Genomic DNA, 23,934 nt, shown 5'->3' with positions numbered 1-23,934 from the left:
TCGCGAAGGGCGACCCGCGAGGCGTGCGGGTCCCGCGGTGGGGTCAGGTCTTGCAATCCAGCACTTGTCGTAATGCAAGACCTGACCCCAGGTGCAGACGGGACGTGAGCGTCTAGAACCTCAGGCGGACACGGTAGGTGAGCTTGGCCGCCCCCTCGGGCCCCACCGGCACCTGGAACCGGAGCGTGTGGGCCTCGACCTTGTCGCCGCGGTGGCTGGCGTGGAGCACCTGCCAGTCGCCGGGCACGGGCTCGATGACCGTCACGGTCTGCTCCTCCTTCTTGTGGTTGCGGAGCGCGATCTCCCACTCCACCTCGTAGAGGCCGGGGGCGATCTTCCGCCAGTCCTTCTGGGTGCGCTCGGCGACCACGTCGAAGGCGTTGCCCATCTTGATCTTGACGCGCTCGTCCTTGGGCGTGTGGTCGATCCAGTCCTCGCCGATGAACTGCTGGCTGCCGGACCTGTCGGCCTTGTAGACCCGGATCTTGCCCTTGGGCAGGGGCACCCCGAGGCGGTTCTCCTTGCTGTTGCGCAGCTGGAGGTAGACCTGGACCTTCTGCGTCGAGATGGGCATGCCGTAGGCGTTGCGGTAGTACTCCTCGGCCCCGTAGTAGAGGAGCTGCTTCTCGACGGGCACCTCGGCGGCCGACATCAGGGCGAGCTGCTTGGTCTGGTTGTCCTTGATCGTCGTCCGGCCGTCCAGCGTGTAGAGGTGGTACTCGAAGAAGCCCTCGGAGGCGAACTCGCGACGGGCATCGGCCAGCGAGGTGGCCTTGGCCGCGATCTCGAGCACCCGCCCCTGGCGAGGCCGGTCCGCGGCCCGGTTCACGTCGCCCGCGACGAGCTTGAGCGTGGCATTGCCGTAGCTGGCCCCACTTCGGTTGTTGACGGTCACCCACCCGGTGACGTCCGTCCGCGTGTCAGCGGAGTTGATCACCATGACGTAGTCGGCCTTCCAGTTGATCCCGCCGGTGAGGTACGAGGCCTCGACGCGCTGCAAGCGGTCGGCCTGGCTGCGCAGGAGCCACGCCAGCGTGGGCTGGGAGACGAGGTTCTCCGGCAGCGCGGGCAGCACGACGTTGCCGTAGTGACCCATGTGGATCTGCCCGTTGATCTCGTAGACGGGGCCGTTGGTCGAGAGCAGGGTCGCCTCCTGATAGGAGCCGTTCCCCTGGTAGAGCCGCACCTTCCGGCCGACGTATTTCTCCATGAGCTTCTGGCTCGACAGGAGGTCGTACTCGTAGTTCTGCTCGAGGATCTTGAGCCCGGCGGGATCGGTGAGGGACTTGAGATGGACCGTGGTGGGATCGATCTGCGCGGCCACGTCCATGAAGTGGACCTCGATCATGCCCGCCGGGAGGCGGACCTCGCGGAGGTCCTTCACGAGGCCCAGGTTGCCGTTGTAGATCGTCACCATGACCTCCTTCTGTGTCTGGCGGGTGATGGGGAGAGGCCCTGCGGCGGCCGCCGGAGCGACTGCAAGAGCGCACAGCAGGGTGAGTGCCAGCCATCGCGTCTTCATGGATCCGTCCTCCTGTCTGATCGGGCTCTGGTGCCTCTGCCCGGTAGGACAGGACGAGGCCGGGAAAGTTCCCGGATGAACTGTCAGCCGGTGAGCCGGATGCCGATGCGGAGCCGGGCGGGGAGCGGGGTGGGCTCGCGCTCGACCGTCCACCGGCCGATGCGCCCCAGGCCCTCGACCAGCGCGGGATAAGCCTCGCGGGGCAGCCAGAGCTCGATGAAACTCTCGTCACCCTCCGCGGGCCGGGAGGCCTCGCTGGCCCCCACCCTGGCGGCCAGCTCGGTCAGGGCTCGCATGGCCTCGGCGCGGTCGGCCACCGCCAGCCGGCCCATGATCTCCGGGGCCCCCTGGATCGCTGCCGGCACCGTGGCCGCCGGACTCTGCCGGGACGCATCCTTCTGCTCCTTTGGCGCGGCCTCGGGTTCCGCGGCGGCGCCGGAGGTGGCCGGCTGCTCCGCGCGCGGGGCCGCTCCCTCCTGGCTCTCGCCCTTCTTGCCGACCCGGCTCTCCTCATCACTTCGGGGCGGAGCCGTGACGGCCCCTACCTTGTCCCGCGCTCGTTCCGCGACCTTGCTCCTTGCGGCGGGAGGCGCCGGAACCGGCCGGGCTTGAGCCGGAGCCGCCTCGGGCGTGACCGGGGCCGTTTTCGGGGGTACGGCCGGCGAGGGCGCGACAGGAGGCGGCGCCACTGGGGCTTCCGGGCGAGCCGCCTGCTGGAGCTCGGGCGTCTTCTGAAAGACGTAGACAGCCGCGCCGGCGACAAGCAGGAGGGCCGCGGCCCCCAGCGGGACCCTCTGGCGCCAGGGCCCGAGCAGACGCCGGCCAACGCGCTCGTGCCACGAGGTCGGTCGCGCCGCCGCGAGCACTCGGTCCACGAAGCCGACGGGGGCACGCGCCGGCGCCAGCCCATGGATCAGAGCCACGGTGCGCTGGAAGCGCCCGAGCTCTTGGCGGCACTCCGCGCAACCTTCCAGGTGACGGTCCACGGCGGCCCGCTCCTGGCCTGCGAGGGCCTCGTCCAGGAGCGCCGAGAAGTGCTCGCGCGCGTCGTGGCAGGTCATGGAAAGAAGCGCTCCAGCTTCTCCTTGAGGTCCATCCGCGCCCGGTGCAGCCGCGACCGAACCGTGCCCAGCTCGAGCGCGAGCGCCTGGGCGATCTCCTCGTACGAGAGCCCTTCCAGATCGCGCAGCACCACCACGATGCGCCGGTCCTCCGGCAGCTCGGCGATGGCCCGTGACAGCGCGGCCTCGACCTCGCTGCGCTCAAGGTCCCCAGCCGGCCCTGCGCCCGTCGCGCTGAGGCGGCCAAGCGCCTCCTCCCCGCGACGGCCCATCCGCCGCTCGGCCGTGGCCAGACGGTTCAGACAGAGGCGAGAGGCGATGGCATAGAGCCAGGTCGAGAGCTTCGAGTCTCCCCGGAAGCCAGCGATGCTCTGGTGCACCCGTAGGAACACCTCCTGGGCGATCTCCTCGGCCTCGGCTTGGCTGCCGAGCATCCGGAGCGCCACGCCGAATACCCTGTGCTGGTAGCGCTTCACCAGATCCTCGAAGGCCTCCGCCTCACCGGCGCGGAGTCGCGCCACCATCCTCTCCTCATCTCTCGGGGCCTCCTCCGTCACGGTTAGACCTTAGCGCCATCGGGAAGTTCCTGAGGAGAAAATGGGCACGCCCGGCCCATGGCGTGAATGAGACAAGGGTAGTAAAGCCTCTAGAGTACGTAGTTTAGGAAGTGTCATAGGGACGCGACGACTTAGTGGTTGACAGCATCCAATAGAGTGTCATAGTGTACTAGGACATAAGAGAACCACATGGCCCGACCCGAAAGCGATGGGCCAGAAGGAGGAACGACGATGAACACGCACCTGGAGGCCTGGCTGGTCAGAGAGCGGCTTGAGGAGGCCCGGGCATTCGCGGCCCGACAGGCCGTCCTTCAGTCTCTCCGACCCGCGCGCCGGCCGGTGCGGGTCTTCCTGGGGCTCAGCCTGATCAGGATCGGGCGATGGCTGGCGGGGCACGCCCCGCGCGCTGCCGGCGAGCCCAAGCGCGCCGCCACGGCCTAGGGAACCCGATCGATGGTTCGTGAGCCCGCGCAGATCACACCGCCCCCGAGCCTCCGGGTCAACCGCCAGAGCGCGGTATCGGTGCATGCGCAGCTCACGACCCAGATCCGCCATCTGATCGAGACCGGCGGGCTCAGGTCCGGCATGCAGCTGCCGACGGTGCGCCAGCTCGCCGGCTTCCTCAGGATCAACCGGAACACCGCGGCCCGGGCGCTCGCCGACCTGCACAGGGACGGCTATCTCGAGAGCCGCCCGGGCCGCGGCACCTTCGTGGTGGAGCGCTCACCGTCACGGGAGGGGCGGGCCGCGCTCTCGCTCGAGCGCCTGGTCGCCGAGATGCTCGCGCGCGCGCGCCAGCTCGGCTTCACCCAGGACGAGGTGCTCGCCACCGTGGCCGCCCGGGGCCCCGGTGACAGGGGCCGCCCGGGCACGCCCGTCAGGGCGCGTGCGCTCCTCGTCGAGTGCAACTGGGAGGAGCTCAATCGCTACCGCGATGAGATCGAGGCCGCGCTGCCGCTCAGCGTGGACCGGATCCTCGTGGACGAGCTGCCGGACCGACTGACCCAGGAGACCGGCGACCTCGGGGGCTACCGGATCGTGGTCACGACCTTCTTCCACGTCCACGAGGTCAAGCACATGGTGGGGCCGGACGGGCCGCCGGTGGTGGCGCTGCTCTCCGAAGCCAATATCTCGGCCCTGCTGCGACTCACCGAGCTGCCGGAGGGCACCACCGTCGGGCTCGTCTGCAACACGGCCACCGGCAGTCAGAATCTGCTCCGCTCCCTCCAGGCAGCCGGCCTGTCGCACCTGACACCCGTGCTCGCCTCCGTGGACGATCCCTGGTCAATCGACCGCATGCTCGCCCGGACGCGCACGGTGGTGTGCTCGGAGCAGGGCGCGACCCGGATGGCCGGCAGGCTGCCCCCTGACGTGGAGGTGATCGTCTCGTACCGCGCGCTCGACCGCGGCGGCCTCGAGATGCTGCGCGACCTCCTGACGCGGCTCCCCGCAGACCCGGCGTAAGCGCGGGGGAATGGATGGGCGCTCAGACGAGCCCCGTCCCCAGCGCGATCCCCAGCAGCAGCAGGAGCGCCCCGACAAGCCCCTGGATGGTGTGCATGGTGACGCTCTTCACCAGGCGCGCGCCGATGAGCGAGCCCGCGAAGGCGGCCAGCGACCCGGCCGCCACGAGGCCCCAGACGCTGGCGCCGCTCCCGGCGACGGCCCCGAGGGAGCCGGCCAGGCCGGCGCGCCCGTAGACGATGAGGCGGGAGACGTCGACCACGACGGCCGACAGGACCATCGTGCCGATGAAGGCCTCCTTCGCGAGACCCGCGCGGATCAAGAAGGCGGTGCGCAGGGCGCCCTGGTGACCGGACAGGCCGCCGAAGAAACCCGACAGCGCTCCGCCCAGCGGGATGAGCTTCCTGTCGAAGGCGAACGTGGCGAAGCGTGGCATCAGCTCCAGCGCGGCGAAGGCGACGATCAGCGCGGCGACCAGGAGCTTCACCGGTGTCACGACGTGGGTGCCCTGGCCGAGGCTGTACCGCGCGAGCGGCTCGGCGCCCGCGAGGCGCTCCAGGAGCAGCGCCCCGCCCACGGCGGCCAGGGCGGCCGGGAGGCCGAATCTCGCGACGACCGCGAAGTCGGCATGCCGGCCCACCAGGAACACCTTGAAGATGTTGTTGGCCAGGTGGACGCATGCCGTCGCCGCGACGGCCACCTGGACGGGAAAGAACAGGGCGAACACGGGCATCAGGAGGGTCCCCAGGCCGAAGCCGGAGAACAGTGTCAGGGCGGCCACGATCAGCGCTGCCCCGCAGATCACCACGTAGTCCACGGGCGGGCTCCTGTTTATCGGTCTTCGTTATCGGCATACGATACATGAGCGGCTGTGTCCTGGCAATGCCCTCTCGGGCGCTCCCGTTCGCCGGACTTGCACCGGCAGGTGGCGGATGCTATACGTATTGCCGATATCGGCCAGCGTAAATGTTCCGTGACTTCTTCCTCGGCTTCGTCCGGATCCACGTCCTCCACCATGCGGCGGAGCAGCCCGTCTTCGGGCTCTCGCTGATCGAGGAGCTCCGGCGCCACGGGTACGCGCTGAGCCCGGGCACGCTCTACCCGATCCTCCACGGTCTGGCCGAGGCTGGATACCTCCGCCTGGAGGCGCGCGTGGTGGGCGGACGGGTCCGCAAGTACTACACGAGCACCGCCCGCGGCCAGCGGGCGCTGGCCGCCGCGCGCAGGCAAGTCATGGAGCTGGTGGGGGAGGTGCTCGGGCCGCCCCGCCAGCCCTCGTCTCCGCCGTTGCCCTCCCGGCCTTCGTCGAGCGGGGCGCGCGGACGGCGACACAAGAGCGGAGTCGCTCGCCGGTGAGCGGGCAGGACGCGGCGCCGGGCGCGGAAGCGCAGGCCGGCCCCGCGTGGCGGCGACACGCCTCCCATGTCCCGGAGGTGCTGGGCATCGCGGCGCGCCTGGGGCTGACCTCGTTCGGCGGCCCGATCGCGCACCTCGGCTATTTCCGCGAGGAGTACGTGGTCCGGCGCCGGTGGCTCGATGAGGCGACATACGCTGATCTGGTGGCGCTCTGCCAGTTCCTCCCCGGCCCGGCCAGCAGCCAGGTCGGCATCGCCATCGGCGTGTCGCGGGCGGGCCTGGTGGGCGGCCTGGCGGCCTGGCTCGGCTTCACGTTGCCCTCGGCCATCGCGCTGGTGGCCTTCGCCTACGGCATGCGCGGGCTCGGGGTGGCTGATGCCGGCTGGCTGCACGGACTCAAGGTGGTCGCTGTCGCCGTCGTGGCCCTGGCGGTCTGGGGAATGGCGCGAGCGCTCGCGCCGGACCGCGGGCGGGCCACCATCGCGCTCCTGTCCGCCATCGGGGCCGTCCTGTGGCCCACAGGCATCGGGCAGGTCACCATCATCGGGGTCGCGGCCCTCGTGGGGTTGCGGCTGCTGCCAGGCACCGGCCCCCCCGCCTCCGCGCAGGCGCCACCGCCTGTCAGCCGCCGGCTGGGCACCTCCGCGCTCGTGCTGTTCTTTGGCCTGCTGGTCGCGCTGCCGATCGCGCGCCAGCTCGTGCCGAGCCACGCGCTGGCGGTGTTCGAGAGCTTCTTCCGCGCCGGATCTCTGGTCTTCGGCGGGGGCCACGTGGTCCTCCCGCTCCTCCAGGCCGAGGTCGTCCCGCCCGGCTGGGTGGCGGGCGAGCAGTTCGTCGCTGGCTATGGCGCCGCCCAGGCCGTGCCCGGCCCCCTCTTCACTTTCGCCGCCTACCTCGGCGCGGTGATGGCACCAGCGCCCAGCGGGGTCGCGGGCGCCGCGCTGGCCCTGGCGGCGGTGTTCCTGCCCTCCTTCCTCCTGATCATCGGGGCGCTCCCCTTCTGGGATGACCTCCGCGGCCGATCGGGCTTCCAGGCGGCGCTCCGCGGCATCAATGCAGCCGTGGTCGGGCTCCTCTTGGCCGCCCTGTACCAGCCGGTATGGACGAGCGCGATCCGGGCCCCGGCCGATGTGGCCCTCGCCCTAGCAGCCTTCGGCATGCTGGCGTTCTGGAAAGCGCCGGCCTGGCTCGTCGTCCTGCTCACGGCAGCCGGCGGCGCGGGCGCCTCCCTGATCCCCCGCTAGAGCCCGCATCCCCTCTCGAGAGCTGACGCGCGTGGCGACTCAGCGTGTTCCGCGGGGAGGGCCCCCCGCCCCGGCCGGGAAATCTGCTACCCTGTTGGCGTGCTCGCTCCGGCTGCCGTCTGCGTCTTCGATCTCGACCACACCCTCGTCTCCTCGCCGCTGGACCTGCGCGCGGTGGGCCGGGAGATGGAGGCGCTGATGCGCGCCCGGGGCCTCGCCGTCCCGGCGCGCGAGCTGCGCTGGTCGGCGCCCGAGCTGCTGACGTTGGTCCGGCGCGAGGCGCCCGAGCTGGAGGCCGACGTGCTCGCCATCCCCGTCGCCCACGAGCGGCGCGCCATGCAGGAGGCGAGCCTCGAGCCTTTCGCGGTCGAGGCCGTGGCGGCCATGAAGGCTGTCGGCTTCGCCACGGCCGTCTGGACCAACAACGATCGCGTCGCGGCCGACTTTGTCCTGTCCCGCTTCGGCCTCGGCAGGCACCTCGACCTGATCGTCACGCGCGACGACGTGCGCCACCTCAAGCCCGATCCCGACGGCCTCCGCGTGGTGCGGGAGCGCTGGCCCGGGGCCAAGCGCATCGTCATGGTGGGCGACTCCTGGGTGGATGGGCTCGCCGCCCAGGCCGGCGGCGTGCCTTTCATCGCCTACCGGAGCGACCACGCCGAGCTGGCCCGCCGCGGTGTCGCCATCACCGCGTCCATCGCCTCCCTGCTGGATCTCGCCGCCGCGCTCGCTTGAGTGCCGGCGGGTATAATCCCGGCGTGGATCTCTTCGACCCGCCGGCGCCCCGTACGCCCCCGCCTGCCCCGCTGGCCGACCGCATGCGCCCACGTGGGCTCGACGAGGTGGTGGGACAAGACCATCTCCTGGGCCCCGGAAAGGTCCTGCGCCGCGCGCTCGAGGAGGGCTCGCTGCACTCCATGATCCTCTGGGGCCCGCCGGGCACCGGCAAGACGACGCTCGCGCTGCTCACGGCCGAGGTGGCGGGCGCGCGTTTCGCCACCTTCTCGGCGGTGCTCTCCGGCGTCAAGGAGATCCGCCAGGTGACCGCCGAGGCCGAGATCGAGCGCCAGCGCGCGGGGCGGCGCACCATCCTCTTCGTGGACGAGATCCACCGCTTCAACCGGGCCCAGCAGGACGCTTTCCTCCCCCACGTGGAGAAGGGCAGCCTCGTGCTCGTGGGCGCCACCACGGAGAACCCGTCCTTCGAGGTGAACGCCGCCCTGCTCTCCCGCTGCCGCGTCTACGTCCTTCATCCCCTCGGCGAGGACGTGGTGGTGGGCCTCCTCGAGCGCGCCCTCGGCGACGCCGACCGCGGCCTGGGGAAGAGCGCCGTCGTGGCCGACCCCGCCGCCCTCCGGCTTGTCGCCCGGCTCGCCAATGGCGACGCCAGGAGCGCGCTCAACATCCTCGAGCTGGCGGTGGCGCTGGAATCGGCCCGGCCGGCCGGCACATCCTGCGGGCGGATCACCGAGGCCGCCATCCAGGAAGCCGCCCAGCGGAAGGCGCTCCTTTACGACAAGTCGGGCGAGGAGCACTACAACCTCATCTCCGCCCTGCACAAGTCCCTGCGCGACTCGGATCCGGACGGCGCGCTGTACTGGCTCGGGCGCATGCTGGACTCGGGCGAGGATCCCCTCTACGTCGCCCGGCGGCTCGTGCGTTTCGCCTCGGAGGACGTGGGCAATGCCGACCCCCAGGCGCTCCGGGTCACGCTCGACGCCAGGGAGGCCTATCACTTCCTCGGGACCCCCGAGGGGGAGCTGGCGCTGGCGCAGGCGGCTTGCTATCTGGCGCTGGCGCCCAAGTCCAACGCCATCTACGTCGCCTACAACCAGGTCAAGGACGACATCCGTGACAGGCCGTCGGAGCCTGTGCCGCTGCATCTCCGCAACGCGCCCACGGGGCTGATGGCCAATCTCGGCTACGGCCAGGGCTACCAGTACGCCCACGACGCCCCCGACGCGCAGGTGGACCAGGAGCACCTGCCCGAGGCGCTCCGCGGGCATATCTACTACCGCCCGACGGAGCGCGGCCTCGAGAAGGAGCTGGCGGCGCGGCTCCGCCAGTGGAGGGAGCAGCGGGCGCGGGGCCGCCGGTGAGCCGCGGCCCGTGGCTCGCCGCCGTTTGCGCCTCCGAGCTCGGCACGCTCCTCGTCTTCTCGAACTTCACCGCGCTGCTGCCGCTCCTCAAGCTGGAATGGCGCCTCTCCGACACCCAGGCTGGGACCATCACGGGCTTCTACCAGGTCGGCTACATCGCGGCCGTGGCGATCCTGGCCACGCTCACGGATTACATGCCGCCGCGGCGGATCTACCTCCTGAGCGCGCTCTGGGCCGGCCTCACGAGCGTGGCCTTCGCCTTCTGGGCTGAGGGCTTCGTGTCGGCCCTGGCGCTGCGCGGGCTGGTGGGGCTCGGGCTGGCCGGCACCTATATGCCGGGCATGCGGCTGGTGGCCGAGCGCTTCGCCTCGGGCCGCCGCGGCTTCGCCATGGGCTGCTACATCGGCGCCTTCACCATCGGCACCTCCGTCTCGCTCCTCGTCACGGCCTGGGCGTATGCGCACTGGGGGTGGCGCTGGGCCTTCGCCGTCACCGGCATGGGACCGCTGGCCGGGGGGATCATCGCCTGGTTCGTGTTGCCCCGGGGCATGGCCGTGGTGCCGAAGCCCGCCTCAGCCGAGGGCCAGCCGCGAGCCGGACTGGGGCCTGTGCTGAGGAATCACTCGGCCGTCCGGCTCATCGCGGCCTATGGCGGCCACACCTGGGAGCTCATGGGCATGCGCGGCTGGATCGTGCCCTTCTTCACCGCGAGTCTCGTGGCCAAGGGGGCCGATCTCGCCGAGGCCACGCGCACGGCGGCCCTGGCGGGCTCGGCGGTGCTGGCGGTGGGGGCGCTGCCCCATCCCTTCTCCGGGCTCCTGTCGGACCGCCTGGGACGCGCCAGGCCCATCAGCGCCTTCATGCTGCTCTCGGCGGCCTGCTCGCTCACCATGGGCTGGGCGCTCTCCTGGTCGTGGGGAGCGCTCGTGGCGCTGGGGCTGCTCTACGGCATCCTCGTCACCGCCGAGTCCGCCATCATCTCCACCGGAGTGGCCGATCACGCCGAGCCCGTGTACCTCGGGCGCACCATGGCGCTGCAATCCACGGTGGGCTTCAGCCTCGGCGCGCTGGGGCCCGTGGCCTTCGGGGTGGCGCTGGACTGGGCGCCGCGGTTCGGCGCCTCGGCTGACGGCGCATGGATCTGGGGCTTCGGTCTCCTGGGCGCTGGCGCCCTCCTGGGCCCCATCGCAGTGGGCTTCAGGGATCTCTCCCGCACTCCCCGGCGGATCTGATACAAGGGAGCCATGGGCGGAAGCCACCGCGGCAGGAGGCTTCGGGTCGGGGTCATCTTCGGCGGCAAGTCAGGGGAGCACGAGGTGTCCCTCGCGGGGGCCGCCTCGGTGATGGCGGCCATGGACCGCGACCGCTTCGAGCCCGTCCCCATCGGCATCACGCTGGCCGGAGGCTGGCTCGTGGGCGGCGACCCGCTCCGGGCGCTCTCCGAGGAGGCCGCGCGCCGGGCGCTCACCGCGGGCGGACAGGAGGCCGGCGTCAAGCGCGCGCTGGCCGAGCGAGCCACGGGAGCGGCCGAGCCCCGGTCGCTGGCGCGGGTCGAGACCAGCGAGGCCCTGCCCCCCGGGCTCGCCCGCGAGCTCGACGTGGTCTGGATCATGCTCCACGGGCCCCGCGGTGAGGACGGCACCATCCAGGGGCTCCTGGAGCTGGCGGGGCTGCCCTATGTGGGGGCTGGCGTGCTGGCCTCGGCCGTGGGCATGGACAAGGCCGCCATGAAGGACATGTTCAGGGCCCATGGGCTGCCGGTGGTCGAGTACGCGGTGGTGCGGCGCCACGAGTTGGCGGCCGATCCCGGCAGCGTGGCACGCGCCCTGGGACAGCAGATTGGCTTCCCCTGCTTCGTGAAACCCGCCAACCTGGGTTCGAGCGTCGGCATCAGCAAGGTCAAGGCGCTCGAGGTGCTCCCCGCGGCGCTGGCCGCGGCCGCCCGTCATGACCGCCGCATTCTCGTGGAGCGCGCCGTCTCCGGGCGCGAGGTGGAGGTCGCCGTCCTCGGCAACGACAGGCCCGAGGCCTCGCTCCCGGGCCAGGTCTGCTATGCCGGCGAATGGTACGACTACGAGACCAAGTACGGCGCCGGGCAGACGACCTTCCAGATCCCCGCCCCGCTGTCGGCGGAGACCACGGCGCGCGTGCGGGCGCTCGCCGTGCAGGCCTTCCAGGCCATCGACTGCGCCGGCATGGCGCGCGTGGACTTCTTCGTCGAGGACGACGACCGGGCGCTGGTGAACGAGATCAACACGATCCCCGGTTTCACCGCCACCTCCGCCTACCCGCGGCTCTGGGAGGCCTCGGGCCTCTCCTACTCCGCGCTCATCTCGCGGCTCATCGATCTGGCGCTCGAACGCCGCTGACCCGCCCGCCATGACGCCGAGGCCGGCGGCGGGGCGCTCCACCATGCTTCTCGCCCTCGCGGCCATCACCGTGAGTGCCCTCCTCATCCGGGTCCACCGTCTCGATGCGTTCTACGACCTCACCGTCAGGCCGATCCCCCCCTTGTCGGCCATGCTCCGTAACCAGCTCGGGCTCGAAACCGGCCAGGTCCTCGGCCGCTGGGTGTGGTTCGCCGTGCTGCTGGGTGCGCTCGTCTGGGCCGGCGCCGGCGCCGAGCGGGAGCGGCGGGGAGCCATACACACCCTGGTCGCCGCCTATGCGCTTCCGATCGCGCTGCTCTCCGCGCTGAGCCTGATGGTACGGCCCGTGCTCATCCAGCGCGTGCTCATCGTCGTGGTGGTCCCCGTGGCGCTGCTCCTCGGATCTCTCGGCGACTCCCGCTGGCGGCTGCTGCGTCGCCTCGGCCTGCCTGCCCTGGCGGCCGTGCTGGCGCTGGGAACCTTCTACCACTACCGCGGGGACCAGAAGGAGCCGTGGAGAGAGGTGTCCCAGTACCTGCAGGAAGCGGTACAGCCGGGCGACACGCTGGTCTTCAACGCCTCTCGCCTGCCCCACGAGGCCCGGACCGCCCCGTTCCTCCTCGATCGCTACGATCCCCGGCGGAGGCTCGAGCACATCCGGCGACTGCTGCTCGGGGAGGTGGTCGCCCCCTGCGGCCTTGCGCCCGAGCCGTGCCTCAACGCGGAGGTCGCGCGCGAGTGGGCCGGCGTCGTGCTGGAGCGCGCGAGCTACACGGGGCTGGCGCCGGCGGCCGGCCAGAGCGCCTCGACAGCGTGCGGATGAGCGCCGTGGAGGGATCGGGAGCCGCGGTGAGCACAGCTCTGATCGGCCGCACAGGTGTCCGCCTCGCGAGGGTCCGAAGCGCGGGAGCGGAGCCCGGCTCGGGTCCCGGCACCCGATGAGGATAGTCATTGCCGGAGGCGGGACGGGTGGACACACGAGCGCGGGGCTCGCCGTGGCGGCCGCGCTCGGCCGCCACGGCATCACCGACGTGCAATGGATCGGCAGCCGGCACGGCATCGAGGCCCGGCGCGTGCCCGAGGCGGGGCTGGCGTATCACACCATCGCCACCGGCAAGCTGCGCCGCTACTGGGACTGGCGCAACGTCACCGACCTTGGCCTGCGCGTCCCGACGGGCTTCCTCCAGTCGCGGCGGCTGCTCCGGCGCCTCGCCCCGAACCTGCTCTTCGCCACCGGCGGGTTCGTGGCACTGCCGCCGGCCCTGGCCGCGCGCTCGCTGGGCGTCCCCGTGATCGTCCACGAGCAGACGGCGGTGCCGGGGCTTGCCAACCGGATCGCGGGCCGCTTCGCCCGTCGCATCGCGCTCACCTTTCCGCTGACGGGCGAGGAGTTCCCCCGGGAGCGGATCGTGCTCACCGGCAACCCGATCCGGCCTGAGCTCCTCGGGGGCTCCCGGGAGGAGGGGTGCCGGCTCTTCGGCCTGACCGCGGCCAGGCCGGTGGTGTATGTGACCGGTGGATCGCAGGGCTCGCACAGGATCAACCGCACCGTCGGGGCCACCCTGGGTCCGCTGCTGGAGATCGGCCAGATCATCCACCAGGCCGGCGCCAACCTGGAGACGGGCGACCTCGAGTGGCTCGAGGAGCAAGCCCGGCAGCTGCCCGAGCGGCTCGGCCGCCGCTACGCCCTCAGGCCCCATGTCGGCGCCGAGCTTCGGCACATCTACGCCGCCGCCGACCTCGTGGTGGGCCGGAGCGGGGCCGGCACGGTCACCGAGTGCTGCCACCTCGGGCGGCCGGCCCTCTACATCCCGCTACCGGGCACGCGCGGCGACGAGCAAACGGCCAATGCGCGCCTGGCCGAGGCCGCGAGGGCAGCCGTCCTGCTCCCCCAGGTCTCGCTGACCCCGGAGCGGCTGCTGGAGGCGATCACGGCGCTCCTGTCGACCCCTGCCGAGCTGCGCGCCATGGGTGAGCGGGCCCGGAGCCTGGCGGTGCCGGATGCCGCGGACCGCATCGCGCGGCTCATCCTCGAGGCCGTCGGCCCCTGAGGTCTCCGCTGAGCGGGCATCCGCCGCAGCGCGGGCGGGCACCACAGTGGGACTTGCCCACGGCCACGAGGAGGGCGTGCAGCTCGTTGAAGAGCCGAGGATCTCCAGGCAAGTGGGCTTCCAGGAAGCGGCGGAGATCCTCGTAGCCGATGTCCGGCGCCACGAGGCGATGGCGGGCGAGAACGCGCCGGCTATAGGCGTCGGCCACGAAGACGGGCCGGCCGGCGCCGTAGAGGAGGATGGAATCGGCCGTCTCGGGGCCGATCCCGGGTAGAGCGAGCAGTTCCCCCCTGAGCCTGGCCAGCGGCTCGCCCTCGAGCGCGGCCATGCGTCCGGCGTGCCGCGCCAGCAGCCAGGCCGTGAAGCCGCGCAGCCGGCGCGCCTTGAGCCGGTACGTCCCCGCGGGGCGGACCAGTCGTTGAAGTCTCGGCGCGGACAGGGCGGCCAGCCTGGCGGCCGTGAGGGCGCGAGCCGACCGCAGGTTACCGACAGCACGCGCCGCGGCGCTCCAGGCGGTATGCTGGGTCAAGATGGCGCCCACGGCGACCTCGAAGGGGCCCCGGGCCGGCCACCACCGCTGCGGCCCGAATCGCGCGAGAAGCGCCACGTGCAGACTGAGGAGGCGGCGCTTGACTGGATCCCGCGACGCCTTCAGCGCGCCCATGAATGCCTCCCGTCCCTGGTGGGACTCATGGCGGTGACGGAGGAGACAGCGTGATCGGTCTCATGCTCCTGCTGCAGACCACGCTCAGCATCGCCGTGGCGGGCCCGCCGACCTCTCCGGAGTACCTGGCTGTCCGGGTCGCGGAGGCCGAGGGCTACTTCGCCGACGAAGGGCTCCGGGTCACGCTGCGCAGCCTCCGGGGCGAGCCCGCGGCCGCCGAGGCGCTGGCCCAGGGGCGGACCGATCTGGCCGCCACCTCCGTGGAGGCCGCGCTCCGGCTCGGCCACCTCCGCGGAGAACCGCCGCGGCTCGTCTTCGGCCTCACCGCGGCGTCTCCCGCGGCCCTCCTGATCGCTCCCGGTCGGGCCGACTCCATCCGGGGCCTCGACGATCTGGCGGGCAAGACGGTGGGGATCCCGTCGCCGGGGACGCCCGAGTCCGCCCTCCTCCACTTCCTGCTCGCCCGGGCCGGCGTTCCGCCCCAGCGGGTGACCATCACAAGCCACGGCGACCGGGGCCTGGCCGGCGCCATCGGCTCGGGCGCCGTCGCCGCCGCGATGATCGGGGAGCCCTGGGCCAGCCGCCTCCTCGAGGACCGGCAGGCCCGCCTGTTCGCGGACTTCAGGAGGGCGGACGAGGCAGCGCGCTGGCTCGGGGGACTCACGGTTCACGCCGCCCTCTTCATGCGCGCAGACAGCCGGCTCGGCGCCCGAGAGCTGACGCCGCTGGTCCGCGCCCTGCTGAGAGCCACGGCACGGCTCCGGGAGGCAACGCCCGACGAGCTGCGCGCGCGCCTGCCCGGCGCCGTGACGGGCGCCAGTGAGGAGTTCGCCCCGCGGCTCGCCGCCGCTCGGGGGGTCGCGCTGCCCGATGGGCGCGTCACGGCCGACGCCCTGGAGCGCGCGGTGGAGATGGCGCGCGAGCGGGCTGGCCTCCCCTCGGTGGTTCGCCTGCCGCGCGCGCTCTCGGGCCTGCTCAGGACCGAGGCGCTCGAGGAAGTGCTCGCCTCCCGACCGCGATAGCCCCCGCTCACGGGAGGAGTCCCCACGCCCGGAGCAGCCGGCGTGTCGTCGAGACGGGCAGCCCGACGACATTGGTGAAGCACCCGTCCACCTCGGCCACGAGCCGGCCGCCCAGCCCCTGCACGCCATACGCTCCAGCCTTGTCGAAGGGCTCGCCGGTGGCGACATAGGCCTCGATCGCCGCGTCGGCGTAGTCGGCCATCCGGACGCGCGTCGTCACCGACGCGGTCTCCTCCCGCCCGCCTGGAGGCGCCTCGACGAGGGCCAGCCCCGTGACGACCTCGTGGACTCGCCCGCGCAGCCGTCGCAGGATGCGGACCGCGTCAGCCGCATCCTCGGGCTTCCCGAGGAGCTCGCCCTCGATCACCACCTCGGTGTCCGCGCCCAGCACCACCCCGCCGGGAGCGGGCAGCGCCAGGGCGACGGCGCGCGCCTTGGCCAGCGCCAGCGCCACCACGGCATCGGCCGGAGCGGCCTCCGGCGGCGGCACCTCGGGGAGATGGCTCGGACGGACGGTGAAGAGGATCCCCAGCCGGGCAAGCAGCTCCTGGCGGCGGGGCGAGGCCGAGGCGAGGATCAGCGAGGGCGCGCTGCTCAGGGGCGCTGGCTAGGAGACGATGAGGGGATTGGCGTCGGTGATGATGCGGTCGTTGGTCTCGATCGCCCGGGTGATGAACTTGGGGAGATTGAAGGAGTGCAGGTGAGCAGCTCCGTTCCAGTACCCGAGGGCCGTCGGGTCCAGGCGGAGGGCGAGAAGGCGGTCGACCTCCTCCGGCGTCTGGCGACGGGGGTCGGCGCCCTTGGAGGCCAGGACGAAACCCCACGGCGTCCCGAAGCAGGAGATGAAACCCTGATAGGGTGCCACCACCGGGAAGACCTCTCGGAGCGTGCGGTTGACGGCGCCGAAGAAGAACAGCTCGTTGACCTTGGTCATCCCGGCCTGCATGGTCATCACGCCCTCGTCGGTGAGCCGGTCCCGCACCAGGCCGTAGAACTCCCTGGTGAAGAGCAGGCAGGCCGGCCCCTCCTCCAGGGGCTCCACCAGGTCGATCACGATCAGGTCGAAGCGGTCGGAGGTCTTCTCGAGATACGCCCGGGCGTCCTCGTGGAGCAGGCGGGTGCGCCGGTCATCGAAGGCGCCCCGGTGCATCTCGGGCAGGTGCTTGCGACACTCGGCGACCACCTCGGCGTCGATATCCACCATGAGGCAGTCGGTGATGGAGCGGTGGCGGAGAACCTCCCTGACCGTTGCCCCCTCTCCGCCGCCGATGACCATGGCCCGGCGGGGGTGGGGATGGGCCAGGAGGCCGGGCTGGACCAGGACCTCGTGGTAGATGAACTCGTCGGCCTGGCTCGACTGGATCCGCCCGTCCAGGACCAGGACCTTGCCGTAGGAATGGGTCTCCATGATCTCCATGAACTGGAACTTGGTCTGGAGGCTGGTGATGGTCCGGGAGATGGCGTGCATGTGGCCTTCGACGGGCGTAGTGGTCTCGAAGAACCACTTGTACTGCGGGGGACCCGCCATCAGGCGACGGCGACGGGCTTGTGCGGCATCGGCATGCCGGCGTGCAGGAAGACACCCCGCTGGACCTCAACGACCGACGCCCGCGCGGCGCCGAACTGCTCCACGAGGTAGTCGGCCGCGACCTGAGGCTGCAGCACGTCGCCGCAGGAGAACACGTCCACCGCCGCGTAGCGGTACTCCGGCCACGTGTGGATCGCCAGATGCGACTCGGCGATGACGACGACTCCGCTGATGCCGAACGGGTTGAACTCGTGAAAGACGACGTCCACGATGGTGGCCTGGGCTCGCCGGGCGGCCTCCACCATCGCCGTCTTCACGACTTCAAGGCTGTTGATGGCCTCTGCGTCGCAGTCGAACAGCTCGAGCAGCAGGTGTCGCCCCAAGGCGTGCACGCGTTCTCTCCTCCCTTCCTGTAGCTCTCCGCCGAAAAAAACTTGCGGCAGAATTTCGCTCAATGTAGGACCAGCGAAAAGGCATTGCAAGAAAAAAATTGGCTTTCGCGCCCCTCGGCGAGCTCTCCGGGCGCCGCGCCGCGGGCCCAGCGCGCGGCGGCTGAGCGCTGCGCGGGGCAAGTTTTTGCTTGCGTTCCCGAGTCGAGCCGCTAACATGAGCAATCAAAATTCCCCTCGTGTGAGGGGCCCCGGAAGCGCGACCTCGCGTGGGGCGAGAGGAGGGAGCGGATGGGCTGGAAGCCGGTGACGAAGGTGGCCGCGACGGCTGGCAACGCGGAAGGCTCGACTCCCCTCAACGCCTTCGACAACGCCCTCCTGGCGGCGGGCATCGGCAACGTCAACCTGGTGAAGGTCTCGAGCATCTTCCCTCCCGCCGCCGAGGTCGTCTCCTTGCCCCGGATCAAGCCGGGCGCCATCGTTCCCACGGCGTACGCCGCCGTGACCAGCGAGGTGCCGGGCGAGGTGGTGGCGGCGGCCGTCGGTTGGGCGCTCCCCGACGATCCCGCCAAGAACGGGGTCATCATGGAGTTCCACGACAAGGCCACCCGGGAGGAAGCCGAGGCGATGATCGTGCAGATGCTCCAGGAGGCCTTCCGGGCCCGCGGATGGCGGATCGCCCAGATGAAGGTCGCCGCCGTGGAGCACCGGGTGGAGCGCACCGGCTGCGCCCTGGCCGCCGTGACGCTCCTGTCCGACGACGATCTGCTGTAGTTGATCCCGGCGAACCCCCGCTTCATCGCTTGCCGGGCCTCCCTCCCGGAGGCCCGGGCCGTCCTCTTCGGCATCCCCTTCGAGGGCACCGTGAACCTGCGCCTGGGCGCCCACCGCGGTCCCCGGGACCTCCGGGCGCTCTCCGACTCCATCGAGACCTACTCCCCCACCCTGGACCGTGACCTCGAGGATCTCGCGATCTGCGACCTCGGCGACTGCGAGCTCGGCGAGGGCCCGCCGCGGGAGCGGCTCGCCCGGGCGCGGGAGGAGATCCGGCGCTTCTGGCGGCCTAACCTCGCGGCCATCATGCTCGGCGGAGACCACACCGCCACGCTGCCTGTCATCGAGGCGCTGGCGCCAGCCATCCCGGATCTCCGCCTCCTCCAGCTCGACGCCCACCCGGACCTGCGCGAGGAGTTCCTCGGCGAGCGTTACTGCTATGCCTCGGCGATGGCCCGGGTGATGGAGGTGATGCCTCCCGAGCGTGTCTATCAGGTCGGCATGCGCACGGGCGACCGCTCGGAGTACCGCCGCGGCGCCGCACACCTCTATCCGGCGCATGCCCTGGCTCCGGTGGAAGCCGTGCGGCGCCTGCTGCCCGAGCTCCGGCCCCACCCGCTTTACGTGACCATCGACGTGGACGTGCTCGATCCCTCGGAGGCGCCTGGCACGGGCTCGCCGGAGCCCTGCGGGCTCCGTGCCTCGGAACTGGTAGACATCGTCCGGCTCCTGGAGGGCTGCCACCTGGTCGGCACCGATATGGTGGAGGTGGCCCAGGCCTGGGACCCCTCCGGCCGGACCGCCATCACCGCCTCCTGGCTCCTCCGAGAGGCCATCCTCGCGTGGTGGGGAAAGTGAGAAACGGGTGGCCCCGACCCTCTCGCCCACGGCCAACATGCCGCCAGGCATGTTGGACATGGTGACGGGGAAGTGAAAACGGGTGGCGCCCACCTTCTGGCCCACGGCCAGCATGCCGCCAGGCATGCTGGGCATGGCGCCGGGCCGGTGAGTGCACAGTACTCGGACCCGCGCGACTACGAGATCGCCTTCGACATGAACCGGAAGCAGGAGGTGGACTTCCTCGCCCACTGCTTCCGCCGCTATGCCCGTCGGCCGATCCGGACCGTGCTCGACATCGCCTGCGGCACCGGGCCGCATCTCATCCGGCTGGCCGCGCGCGGCTACGGGATGAGCGGGCTCGACCTCTCCCCGCAGAACATCGACTTCCTCCGGACGCGGGCCGCGAAGAAGGGGCTCAGGGTGAGCCTCCACGTGGGCGACATGACGCGCTTCCGTCTCCCGCGACCCGTGGACGCGGCCATCTGCATGCAGGACTCGCAAGGGCATCTCCTCACCAACGAGGCCATTCTGGCCCACCTCCGCTCCGTCGCCGGCGCAGTGAGGGCGGGCGGGCTCTACGTCTTCGACCGCTACGTGTGCTCGTCGTGGACCGACCCCGCCCGGCGCTGGGCCTGGACGCGGCGGCGCGGCGGGACCACGGTGCGGGCCACCTTCGAGGCGCTCAAGGACCTCAACCCGGTCACCCAGGTCTTCTACGAGGAACTGCAGCTGGAGGCGCACGAGAACGGCCGCCGCCGCGTCTATCGCCAGCGCCACGCCTCCCGGATGGTGTTCCCCCAGGAGCTGCGGAGCCTGGTGGCGCTGGCCGGCGGCTTCGAGCTGGCGGAGTGGTTCTACGGCTTCAAGCCACACCTCAAGCTGGACCGTGCCCATCACCCGCTCCTGATGGTCGTCGCCCTGCGCCGGCGATAGCCGGCGGCGGAGCCCGGCTCGGTGACCGCCCTCGTCCTCAAGCCTGGCAGTGACCGGCGGCTGCGAGCCGGCCACCCCTGGATCTACCGCTCGGAGATCGCCGACCTCGAGGGCGACTGGGCCGCCGACGAGGCGGTCACGGTGGTGGACGGGCACGGCCACTTCCTGGGCCGGGGCTTCTACAACCCCCGCCCGGCCATCGCCTGTCGCCTCCTCACTCGCCGGGACGAGCCCGTGGACGGCGCCTTCTTCCTCCGCCGGCTGAGGGCGGCGCTCGGCTACCGCCAGGCCGCGAGTCTCGTCGCAGAGGCCTATCGGCTCTGCTGGAGCGAGGCCGACGGTCTCCCGGGGCTCGTCGTGGACCGCTATGGCCCGGCGAGCGTCGTCCAGCCGCTGACCCTCGGCATGGAACGGGCCCTGCCCTGGATCGCCGAGGCGCTCGGGCAGCTCTTCCCCCGCCGCCCGATCTACCGGGTCGACGATCCGACGGCGGCGCGCATCGAGGGCTTCGCCCCCCGGCGCGGCTGGCTGGGCGCCGGCGGGGGTGAGGGGATGGAGACTGTCGTCAGCGAGGGGGAGTGCCGCTTCGCGGTGAGCTTCGGCGCGGGCCAGAAGACAGGTCTCTACCTCGACCAGCGGGACAATCGCCGGCTCGTGGCAGCCCACGCAGCCGGCCGCCGGGTGCTGGACGCCTTCTGCTACATGGGCGCCTTTGCCTGCCAGGCCCTCAAGGCGGGCGCCGGTGAGGCGCTGCTGCTGGACTCCTCGGCCGAGGCGCTGGCCGGGGCGGCGAGGAATCTCGCACTCAATGGTCTCGCCGGGCGCGCAACTGTTCGCGAGGGCAATACCTTCGACGAGCTGCGCGGCCTCGAGGCCCGCCGGGAGCGCTTCGGCCTGGTGGTCCTCGACCCGCCGCCCTTCACGCGCAGGAAGGAGGCCGTGGAGGCCGCTGCCCGCGGCTACAAGGAGATCAACCTGCGGGGGCTCCGGCTCCTCGAGCCGGACGGGGTGCTCGCCACCTTCTCGTGCTCGCACCACGTCACCCCGGCACACTTCGAGGAGATCTGCCGGGGGGCTGCGGGCGACGCCGGGATCGTGGTGCGCGTGCTCGCCACCCTCGGCCAGAGCCGCGACCACCCCGTGCTCCTGAGCGTGCCCGAGAGCCGCTACCTCACGGGCCTCCTGCTCCAGAGGCTATAGCGTGGGGGGCTGGGCCCGCGTGACGCCAGGGCGGCCCGCCCGGGGCGACTCGCGCCAACCGGGCCGGCCGCGCGCGCGATCGAGGGTGTCCCGATGAGGGGTGCTCCCGGTTCGAGGGCGGCGGCGGTCAGCCCCGGGCCACGCGCTCGACCCAGGCCGGCACCAGCGCCAGGGCGGCGTCGAGACTGGAGGGATCCTTGCCCCCCGCCTGGGCCAGGTCTGGACGCCCGCCGCCGCCGCCGCCGACCAGCCTGGCCACCTCCTGGATGAGCCGGCCCGCCTGGAAGCGCCCCGTGAGGTCCCGGGAGACGGAGGCCACCAGATTGACCTTGCCCTCGGTGACGGCGCCCAGGCACATGACGCCCGAGCCGAGCCTCGCGCGGAGGAGATCCACAACCGAGCGCAGCCCCTCGGGGTCGAGGCCGTCCAGGCGCGCGGCGAGCACCGGCACGCCCGCCACCTCTTTCGCGCTGGCGATGAGCTCCAGGGCGCGGCTCCGGACCAGGCGCCCCTCGAGCTCCTGGAGCTGCTTCTCGAGCTGCCGCTGCTCATCCAGGAGCTTCTGCAGCCGGCGCGGCAGCTCGAGGGGCGGGATCCGCAGCAGTCCGGCCGCCTCGCGGAGGGCCTGCTCCTCCTGCCCCACGTGCCGGAGCGCGGCATCGCCGGTCACGGCCTCGATGCGGCGCACGCCGGAGGCCACCGCGCCTTCCGAGGTCACCTTGAAGAGCCCGATCTGCCCCGTGGCGTCCAGATGCGTCCCGCCGCACAGCTCCGTCGAGAAGTCGCCGATCCTCACCACCCGGACGCGGTCACCGTACTTCTCGCCGAAGAGCGCCATGGCCCCACTCCTGAGGGCGGCCTGGAGATCCATCTCCTCGGGCCTGACGGCGATGTTGGCCTGCACCTGCTCGTTGACGAGCGATTCCACCTCCTCGACCTCCCGCGTCTTGAGGGCGCCCCCGTGGGAGAAGTCGAAGCGCAGGTGGTCGGGTGCCACCAGCGAACCCGCCTGGGTCACGTGGGTGCCGAGGACCCGCCGCAGGGCAGCGTGAAGGAGGTGCGTCCCCGTGTGGTGAAGCCGGAGCCCCTGGCGGCGGCGCGGCTCCACGTTCACCGCGACCTCGTCGCCCTCGCGGAGCGCCCCCCGCGTCACCCGGACGGCGTGGACGATGAGCTGGGCGCCGCGGTGATAGGTGTCGAGGATCTCGCCCTGACCGTCCCGGCCCACGAGCGTGCCGGTATCGCCCACCTGGCCGCCCGACTCGGCGTAGGCCGGCGTGCGGTCGAGGACGACCTCCACCATCTCGCCGCCCGACGCCTCGGAGCGCCGCCGCCCTCCGGCCACCATGGCGAGGATGCGCGCGGGCGTGGCCAGGGCCGTGTAGCCGAGGAAAACGGGCCTGGGCAGCGCAGCGCTCAACTCCGCGAACACCGCGTTCGAGGGCGCCGCCTCGTCCGCGGCAAACACCCGCACGCCTCTGGCCCGCTCGCGCTGGGCCTCCATCTCGCGCTCGTAGGCCTCGAGGCTCTCCGGGGGCACGGACCAGCCGGCGTCCTGGAACATCTCCTGGGCGAGGTCGGTGGGGAAGCCGTGAGTGTCGTAGAGGGTGAAGAGGAACTTGCCGTCCACGACCTTGCGGGCCTCCTCCTGCCGGGTCGCCAGGTATTCGCGGATCTTCGCCGTGCCGAGGTCGAGGGTCTCGGCGAAGCGCTCCTCCTCGAGCCGCACCGTCTCGGCCACGCGCGGATGCTGCTCCCGGATCTCGGGGTAGGCCCCGCCCAGGGTCTCCGCCACGGTGGCCGTGACCTGCCAGAGGAACGGCTCGCGGAGCCCCAGCATGCGGCCGTGACGCATGGCCCGGCGCATGATGCGGCGGAGGACGTAGCCGCGCCACTCGTTGGAGGGGGTGACGCCGTCGGTGATCAGGAAGCTGGCCGCGCGCGCGTGGTCGGCGATCACCCGCATGCAGACATCCTGCTCGGCGCCGGCTGGCCCCGGCTCGCCGTATCGCGTCCGCGCCAGCTGTTCCACATGGGCGATGAGCGGGCGGATCAGGTCGGTCTGGAAGCTGGACTCCTTGCCCTGGAGCACGGCCGCGATCCGCTCGAGCCCCATGCCCGTGTCAATGGACGGGCGCGGCAGGGGCGTCAGGCGCCCGCCGGCGTCGCGATTGAACTGCATGAAGACCAGGTTCCACACCTCCAGCCACCGGTCGCACTCGCAGGCCGGCCCGAGGCAGCGGCGCCCTGCGGCCACCTCGGCACACGGCAGGTGATCGCCCTGGTGGACGTGGATCTCCGAGCAGGGCCCGCAGGGCCCGGTGTCGCCCATGGCCCAGAAGTTGTCCGCCTCGCCCAGGCGGAGGATGCGGTCCCCGGCGAGGCCCGCCACCTCCTGCCAGAGTCCGAAGGCCTCGTCGTCGTCGGTGTACACGGTGGCCTTGAGCCGGTCCGTGGGGAGCCCCAGCTCCTTCGTGAGGAACTCCCAGGCGTAGCCCACTGCCTCCCGCTTGAAGTAGTCGCCGAAGGAGAAGTTGCCCAGCATCTCGAAGAAGGTGTGATGCCGAGCGGTCCGGCCCACGTTCTCCAGGTCGTTGTGCTTGCCGCCCGCGCGCACGCACTTCTGCGCCGAGGCCGCGCGCACGTAGGGCCGCTTCTCCTCGCCCAGGAAGACGGACTTGAACTGGACCATGCCGGCATTGGTGAAGAGCAGGGTCGGGTCCTGGGCAGGCACCAGCGGCGAGGAGCGCACCACGGTGTGGCCGTTGCGGCCGAAGTAGTCGAGGAAACGCTGGCGCAGCTCGTTGCCGCTCGTCATGTGAGCTCCCACTGGGTCACGATCTCGCTCTCCCCGATTATAC

At 71.7% G+C, this 23,934-nt stretch carries 24 protein-coding genes; 15 read left to right on the top strand and 9 right to left on the bottom strand.

Annotation, left to right across the window (positions count from 1 at the left end; translation table 11 throughout):
* Positions 1-112: 112 nt before the first annotated feature.
* The 3 genes from HYV93_18885 to HYV93_18875 form a co-directional block, all read right to left on the bottom strand.
* A complete protein-coding gene (locus tag HYV93_18885; GenBank protein MBI2528038.1) occupies positions 113-1,522 on the bottom strand; it encodes a DUF4139 domain-containing protein in 1,410 nt (469 codons plus the stop codon).
* Between the two features lie 83 nt (positions 1,523-1,605).
* Positions 1,606-2,583, bottom strand: coding sequence for a zf-HC2 domain-containing protein (locus HYV93_18880; protein ID MBI2528037.1), 978 nt, complete (start codon positions 2,581-2,583; stop codon positions 1,606-1,608).
* Positions 2,580-3,107, bottom strand: a complete 528-nt coding sequence (locus HYV93_18875; GenBank protein ID MBI2528036.1) for a sigma-70 family RNA polymerase sigma factor — start codon at positions 3,105-3,107, stop codon at positions 2,580-2,582. Before HYV93_18875 ends, HYV93_18880 begins: the two co-directional genes overlap by 4 nt.
* 264 nt (positions 3,108-3,371) lie before the next feature.
* Between HYV93_18875 and HYV93_18870 the strand changes: the two genes are divergently transcribed.
* Both HYV93_18870 and HYV93_18865 read left to right on the top strand, forming a co-directional pair.
* On the top strand, positions 3,372-3,581 hold the full coding sequence (locus HYV93_18870; protein MBI2528035.1) for a hypothetical protein: 210 nt from the start codon (positions 3,372-3,374) through the stop codon (positions 3,579-3,581).
* A 12-nt stretch (positions 3,582-3,593) separates the two neighbouring features.
* Complete coding sequence (locus tag HYV93_18865; protein ID MBI2528034.1) at positions 3,594-4,604, top strand: GntR family transcriptional regulator; 1,011 nt, start codon at positions 3,594-3,596, stop codon at positions 4,602-4,604.
* 22 nt (positions 4,605-4,626) lie between these two features.
* On the opposite strand, the gene HYV93_18860 is transcribed toward HYV93_18865, so the two are convergent.
* Positions 4,627-5,421 (bottom strand): TSUP family transporter, encoded by a 795-nt coding sequence (locus HYV93_18860; GenBank protein ID MBI2528033.1) that lies wholly within the window; start codon positions 5,419-5,421, stop codon positions 4,627-4,629.
* Positions 5,422-5,570: 149 nt separating this feature from the next.
* On the opposite strand from HYV93_18860, the gene HYV93_18855 reads away from it, so the two are divergent.
* The 8 genes from HYV93_18855 (at position 5,571) to murG (ending at position 13,723) form a co-directional block, all read left to right on the top strand.
* The gene (locus HYV93_18855; GenBank protein ID MBI2528032.1) at positions 5,571-5,960 is read left to right on the top strand and encodes a helix-turn-helix transcriptional regulator; all 390 of its coding nucleotides are present in this window, start codon (positions 5,571-5,573) and stop codon (positions 5,958-5,960) included.
* Positions 5,957-7,204, top strand: a complete 1,248-nt coding sequence (gene chrA / locus HYV93_18850; GenBank protein ID MBI2528031.1) for a chromate efflux transporter — start codon at positions 5,957-5,959, stop codon at positions 7,202-7,204. The genes HYV93_18855 and chrA overlap by 4 nt, the downstream gene beginning before the upstream one ends.
* 99 nt (positions 7,205-7,303) lie before the next feature.
* Positions 7,304-7,939 (top strand): HAD-IA family hydrolase, encoded by a 636-nt coding sequence (locus tag HYV93_18845; GenBank protein MBI2528030.1) that lies wholly within the window; start codon positions 7,304-7,306, stop codon positions 7,937-7,939.
* An 83-nt stretch (positions 7,940-8,022) separates the two neighbouring features.
* Positions 8,023-9,303 (top strand): replication-associated recombination protein A, encoded by a 1,281-nt coding sequence (locus tag HYV93_18840; protein MBI2528029.1) that lies wholly within the window; start codon positions 8,023-8,025, stop codon positions 9,301-9,303.
* Entirely contained in the window at positions 9,300-10,535 is a 1,236-nt protein-coding gene (locus HYV93_18835; GenBank protein MBI2528028.1) for an MFS transporter, read from the top strand. The genes HYV93_18840 and HYV93_18835 overlap by 4 nt, the downstream gene beginning before the upstream one ends.
* 12 nt (positions 10,536-10,547) lie before the next feature.
* Complete coding sequence (locus HYV93_18830; GenBank protein ID MBI2528027.1) at positions 10,548-11,672, top strand: D-alanine--D-alanine ligase; 1,125 nt, start codon at positions 10,548-10,550, stop codon at positions 11,670-11,672.
* A gap of 10 nt (positions 11,673-11,682) precedes the next feature.
* Positions 11,683-12,495: a hypothetical protein gene (locus HYV93_18825; protein MBI2528026.1), complete on the top strand. Its 813-nt coding sequence runs from the start codon at positions 11,683-11,685 to the stop codon at positions 12,493-12,495.
* A 115-nt stretch (positions 12,496-12,610) separates the two neighbouring features.
* On the top strand, positions 12,611-13,723 hold the full coding sequence (gene murG / locus HYV93_18820; GenBank protein ID MBI2528025.1) for an undecaprenyldiphospho-muramoylpentapeptide beta-N-acetylglucosaminyltransferase: 1,113 nt from the start codon (positions 12,611-12,613) through the stop codon (positions 13,721-13,723).
* Here the strand turns inward: murG and HYV93_18815 are convergent.
* Positions 13,698-14,387, bottom strand: coding sequence for an endonuclease III domain-containing protein (locus HYV93_18815; GenBank protein ID MBI2528024.1), 690 nt, complete (start codon positions 14,385-14,387; stop codon positions 13,698-13,700). The two genes, murG and HYV93_18815, sit on opposite strands and share 26 nt — an antisense overlap.
* 50 nt (positions 14,388-14,437) lie before the next feature.
* On the opposite strand from HYV93_18815, the gene HYV93_18810 reads away from it, so the two are divergent.
* The gene (locus HYV93_18810; protein MBI2528023.1) at positions 14,438-15,409 is read left to right on the top strand and encodes an ABC transporter substrate-binding protein; all 972 of its coding nucleotides are present in this window, start codon (positions 14,438-14,440) and stop codon (positions 15,407-15,409) included.
* 7 nt (positions 15,410-15,416) lie between these two features.
* Here HYV93_18810 and maf read toward each other — a convergent pair whose 3' ends face one another.
* The 3 genes from maf to HYV93_18795 are packed head-to-tail and all read right to left on the bottom strand — an operon-like array spanning position 15,417 to position 17,329.
* Entirely contained in the window at positions 15,417-15,989 is a 573-nt protein-coding gene (gene maf, locus HYV93_18805; GenBank protein MBI2528022.1) for a septum formation protein Maf, read from the bottom strand.
* A gap of 27 nt (positions 15,990-16,016) precedes the next feature.
* Positions 16,017-16,937, bottom strand: coding sequence for a polyamine aminopropyltransferase (gene speE / locus HYV93_18800; GenBank protein MBI2528021.1), 921 nt, complete (start codon positions 16,935-16,937; stop codon positions 16,017-16,019).
* Positions 16,937-17,329, bottom strand: a complete 393-nt coding sequence (locus HYV93_18795; GenBank protein MBI2528020.1) for an S-adenosylmethionine decarboxylase proenzyme — start codon at positions 17,327-17,329, stop codon at positions 16,937-16,939. Before HYV93_18795 ends, speE begins: the two co-directional genes overlap by 1 nt.
* A gap of 288 nt (positions 17,330-17,617) precedes the next feature.
* On the opposite strand from HYV93_18795, the gene HYV93_18790 reads away from it, so the two are divergent.
* From HYV93_18790 to HYV93_18775, 4 genes are all read left to right on the top strand, one after another.
* The gene (locus HYV93_18790; protein MBI2528019.1) at positions 17,618-18,100 is read left to right on the top strand and encodes an arginine decarboxylase, pyruvoyl-dependent; all 483 of its coding nucleotides are present in this window, start codon (positions 17,618-17,620) and stop codon (positions 18,098-18,100) included.
* Positions 18,101-18,958 carry an agmatinase gene (gene speB / locus HYV93_18785; GenBank protein ID MBI2528018.1) on the top strand — a complete coding sequence of 286 codons (858 nt, stop codon included), beginning with the start codon at positions 18,101-18,103 and terminating at the stop codon, positions 18,956-18,958.
* A 147-nt stretch (positions 18,959-19,105) separates the two neighbouring features.
* The gene (locus tag HYV93_18780) at positions 19,106-19,873 is read left to right on the top strand and encodes a class I SAM-dependent methyltransferase (GenBank protein ID MBI2528017.1); all 768 of its coding nucleotides are present in this window, start codon (positions 19,106-19,108) and stop codon (positions 19,871-19,873) included.
* Between the two features lie 21 nt (positions 19,874-19,894).
* Complete coding sequence (locus HYV93_18775) at positions 19,895-21,073, top strand: class I SAM-dependent rRNA methyltransferase (protein MBI2528016.1); 1,179 nt, start codon at positions 19,895-19,897, stop codon at positions 21,071-21,073.
* 127 nt (positions 21,074-21,200) lie between these two features.
* Here the strand turns inward: HYV93_18775 and alaS are convergent, their stop codons facing one another.
* Positions 21,201-23,891: an alanine--tRNA ligase gene (alaS, locus tag HYV93_18770; protein ID MBI2528015.1), complete on the bottom strand. Its 2,691-nt coding sequence runs from the start codon at positions 23,889-23,891 to the stop codon at positions 21,201-21,203.
* Between the last annotated feature and the right edge of the window lie 43 nt (positions 23,892-23,934).

This window comes from Candidatus Rokuibacteriota bacterium (assembly GCA_016188005.1).
Lineage (GTDB): Bacteria > Methylomirabilota > Methylomirabilia > Rokubacteriales > CSP1-6 > UBA12499.
The sequence above is the reverse complement of the archived record's forward strand: the minus strand, read 5'-3'. Positions and strand labels throughout refer to the sequence as shown.

Bases quoted from the DNA above. Each gene is read 5' to 3' on its own strand.
- HYV93_18885 (MBI2528038.1), bottom strand. From the start codon at position 1,522: ATGAAGACGCGATGGCTGGCACTCACCCTGCTGTGCGCTCTTGCAGTC.
- HYV93_18880 (MBI2528037.1), bottom strand. From the start codon at position 2,583: ATGACCTGCCACGACGCGCGCGAGCACTTCTCGGCGCTCCTGGACGAG.
- HYV93_18875 (MBI2528036.1), bottom strand. From the start codon at position 3,107: ATGGTGGCGCGACTCCGCGCCGGTGAGGCGGAGGCCTTCGAGGATCTG.
- HYV93_18870 (MBI2528035.1), top strand. From the start codon at position 3,372: ATGAACACGCACCTGGAGGCCTGGCTGGTCAGAGAGCGGCTTGAGGAG.
- HYV93_18865 (MBI2528034.1), top strand. From the start codon at position 3,594: ATGGTTCGTGAGCCCGCGCAGATCACACCGCCCCCGAGCCTCCGGGTC.
- HYV93_18855 (MBI2528032.1), top strand. From the start codon at position 5,571: ATGTTCCGTGACTTCTTCCTCGGCTTCGTCCGGATCCACGTCCTCCAC.
- HYV93_18840 (MBI2528029.1), top strand. From the start codon at position 8,023: ATGCGCCCACGTGGGCTCGACGAGGTGGTGGGACAAGACCATCTCCTG.
- HYV93_18830 (MBI2528027.1), top strand. From the start codon at position 10,548: ATGGGCGGAAGCCACCGCGGCAGGAGGCTTCGGGTCGGGGTCATCTTC.
- HYV93_18825 (MBI2528026.1), top strand. From the start codon at position 11,683: ATGACGCCGAGGCCGGCGGCGGGGCGCTCCACCATGCTTCTCGCCCTC.
- murG (MBI2528025.1), top strand. From the start codon at position 12,611: ATGAGGATAGTCATTGCCGGAGGCGGGACGGGTGGACACACGAGCGCG.
- HYV93_18815 (MBI2528024.1), bottom strand. From the start codon at position 14,387: ATGGGCGCGCTGAAGGCGTCGCGGGATCCAGTCAAGCGCCGCCTCCTC.
- speE (MBI2528021.1), bottom strand. From the start codon at position 16,937: ATGGCGGGTCCCCCGCAGTACAAGTGGTTCTTCGAGACCACTACGCCC.
- HYV93_18790 (MBI2528019.1), top strand. From the start codon at position 17,618: ATGGGCTGGAAGCCGGTGACGAAGGTGGCCGCGACGGCTGGCAACGCG.
- alaS (MBI2528015.1), bottom strand. From the start codon at position 23,891: ATGACGAGCGGCAACGAGCTGCGCCAGCGTTTCCTCGACTACTTCGGC.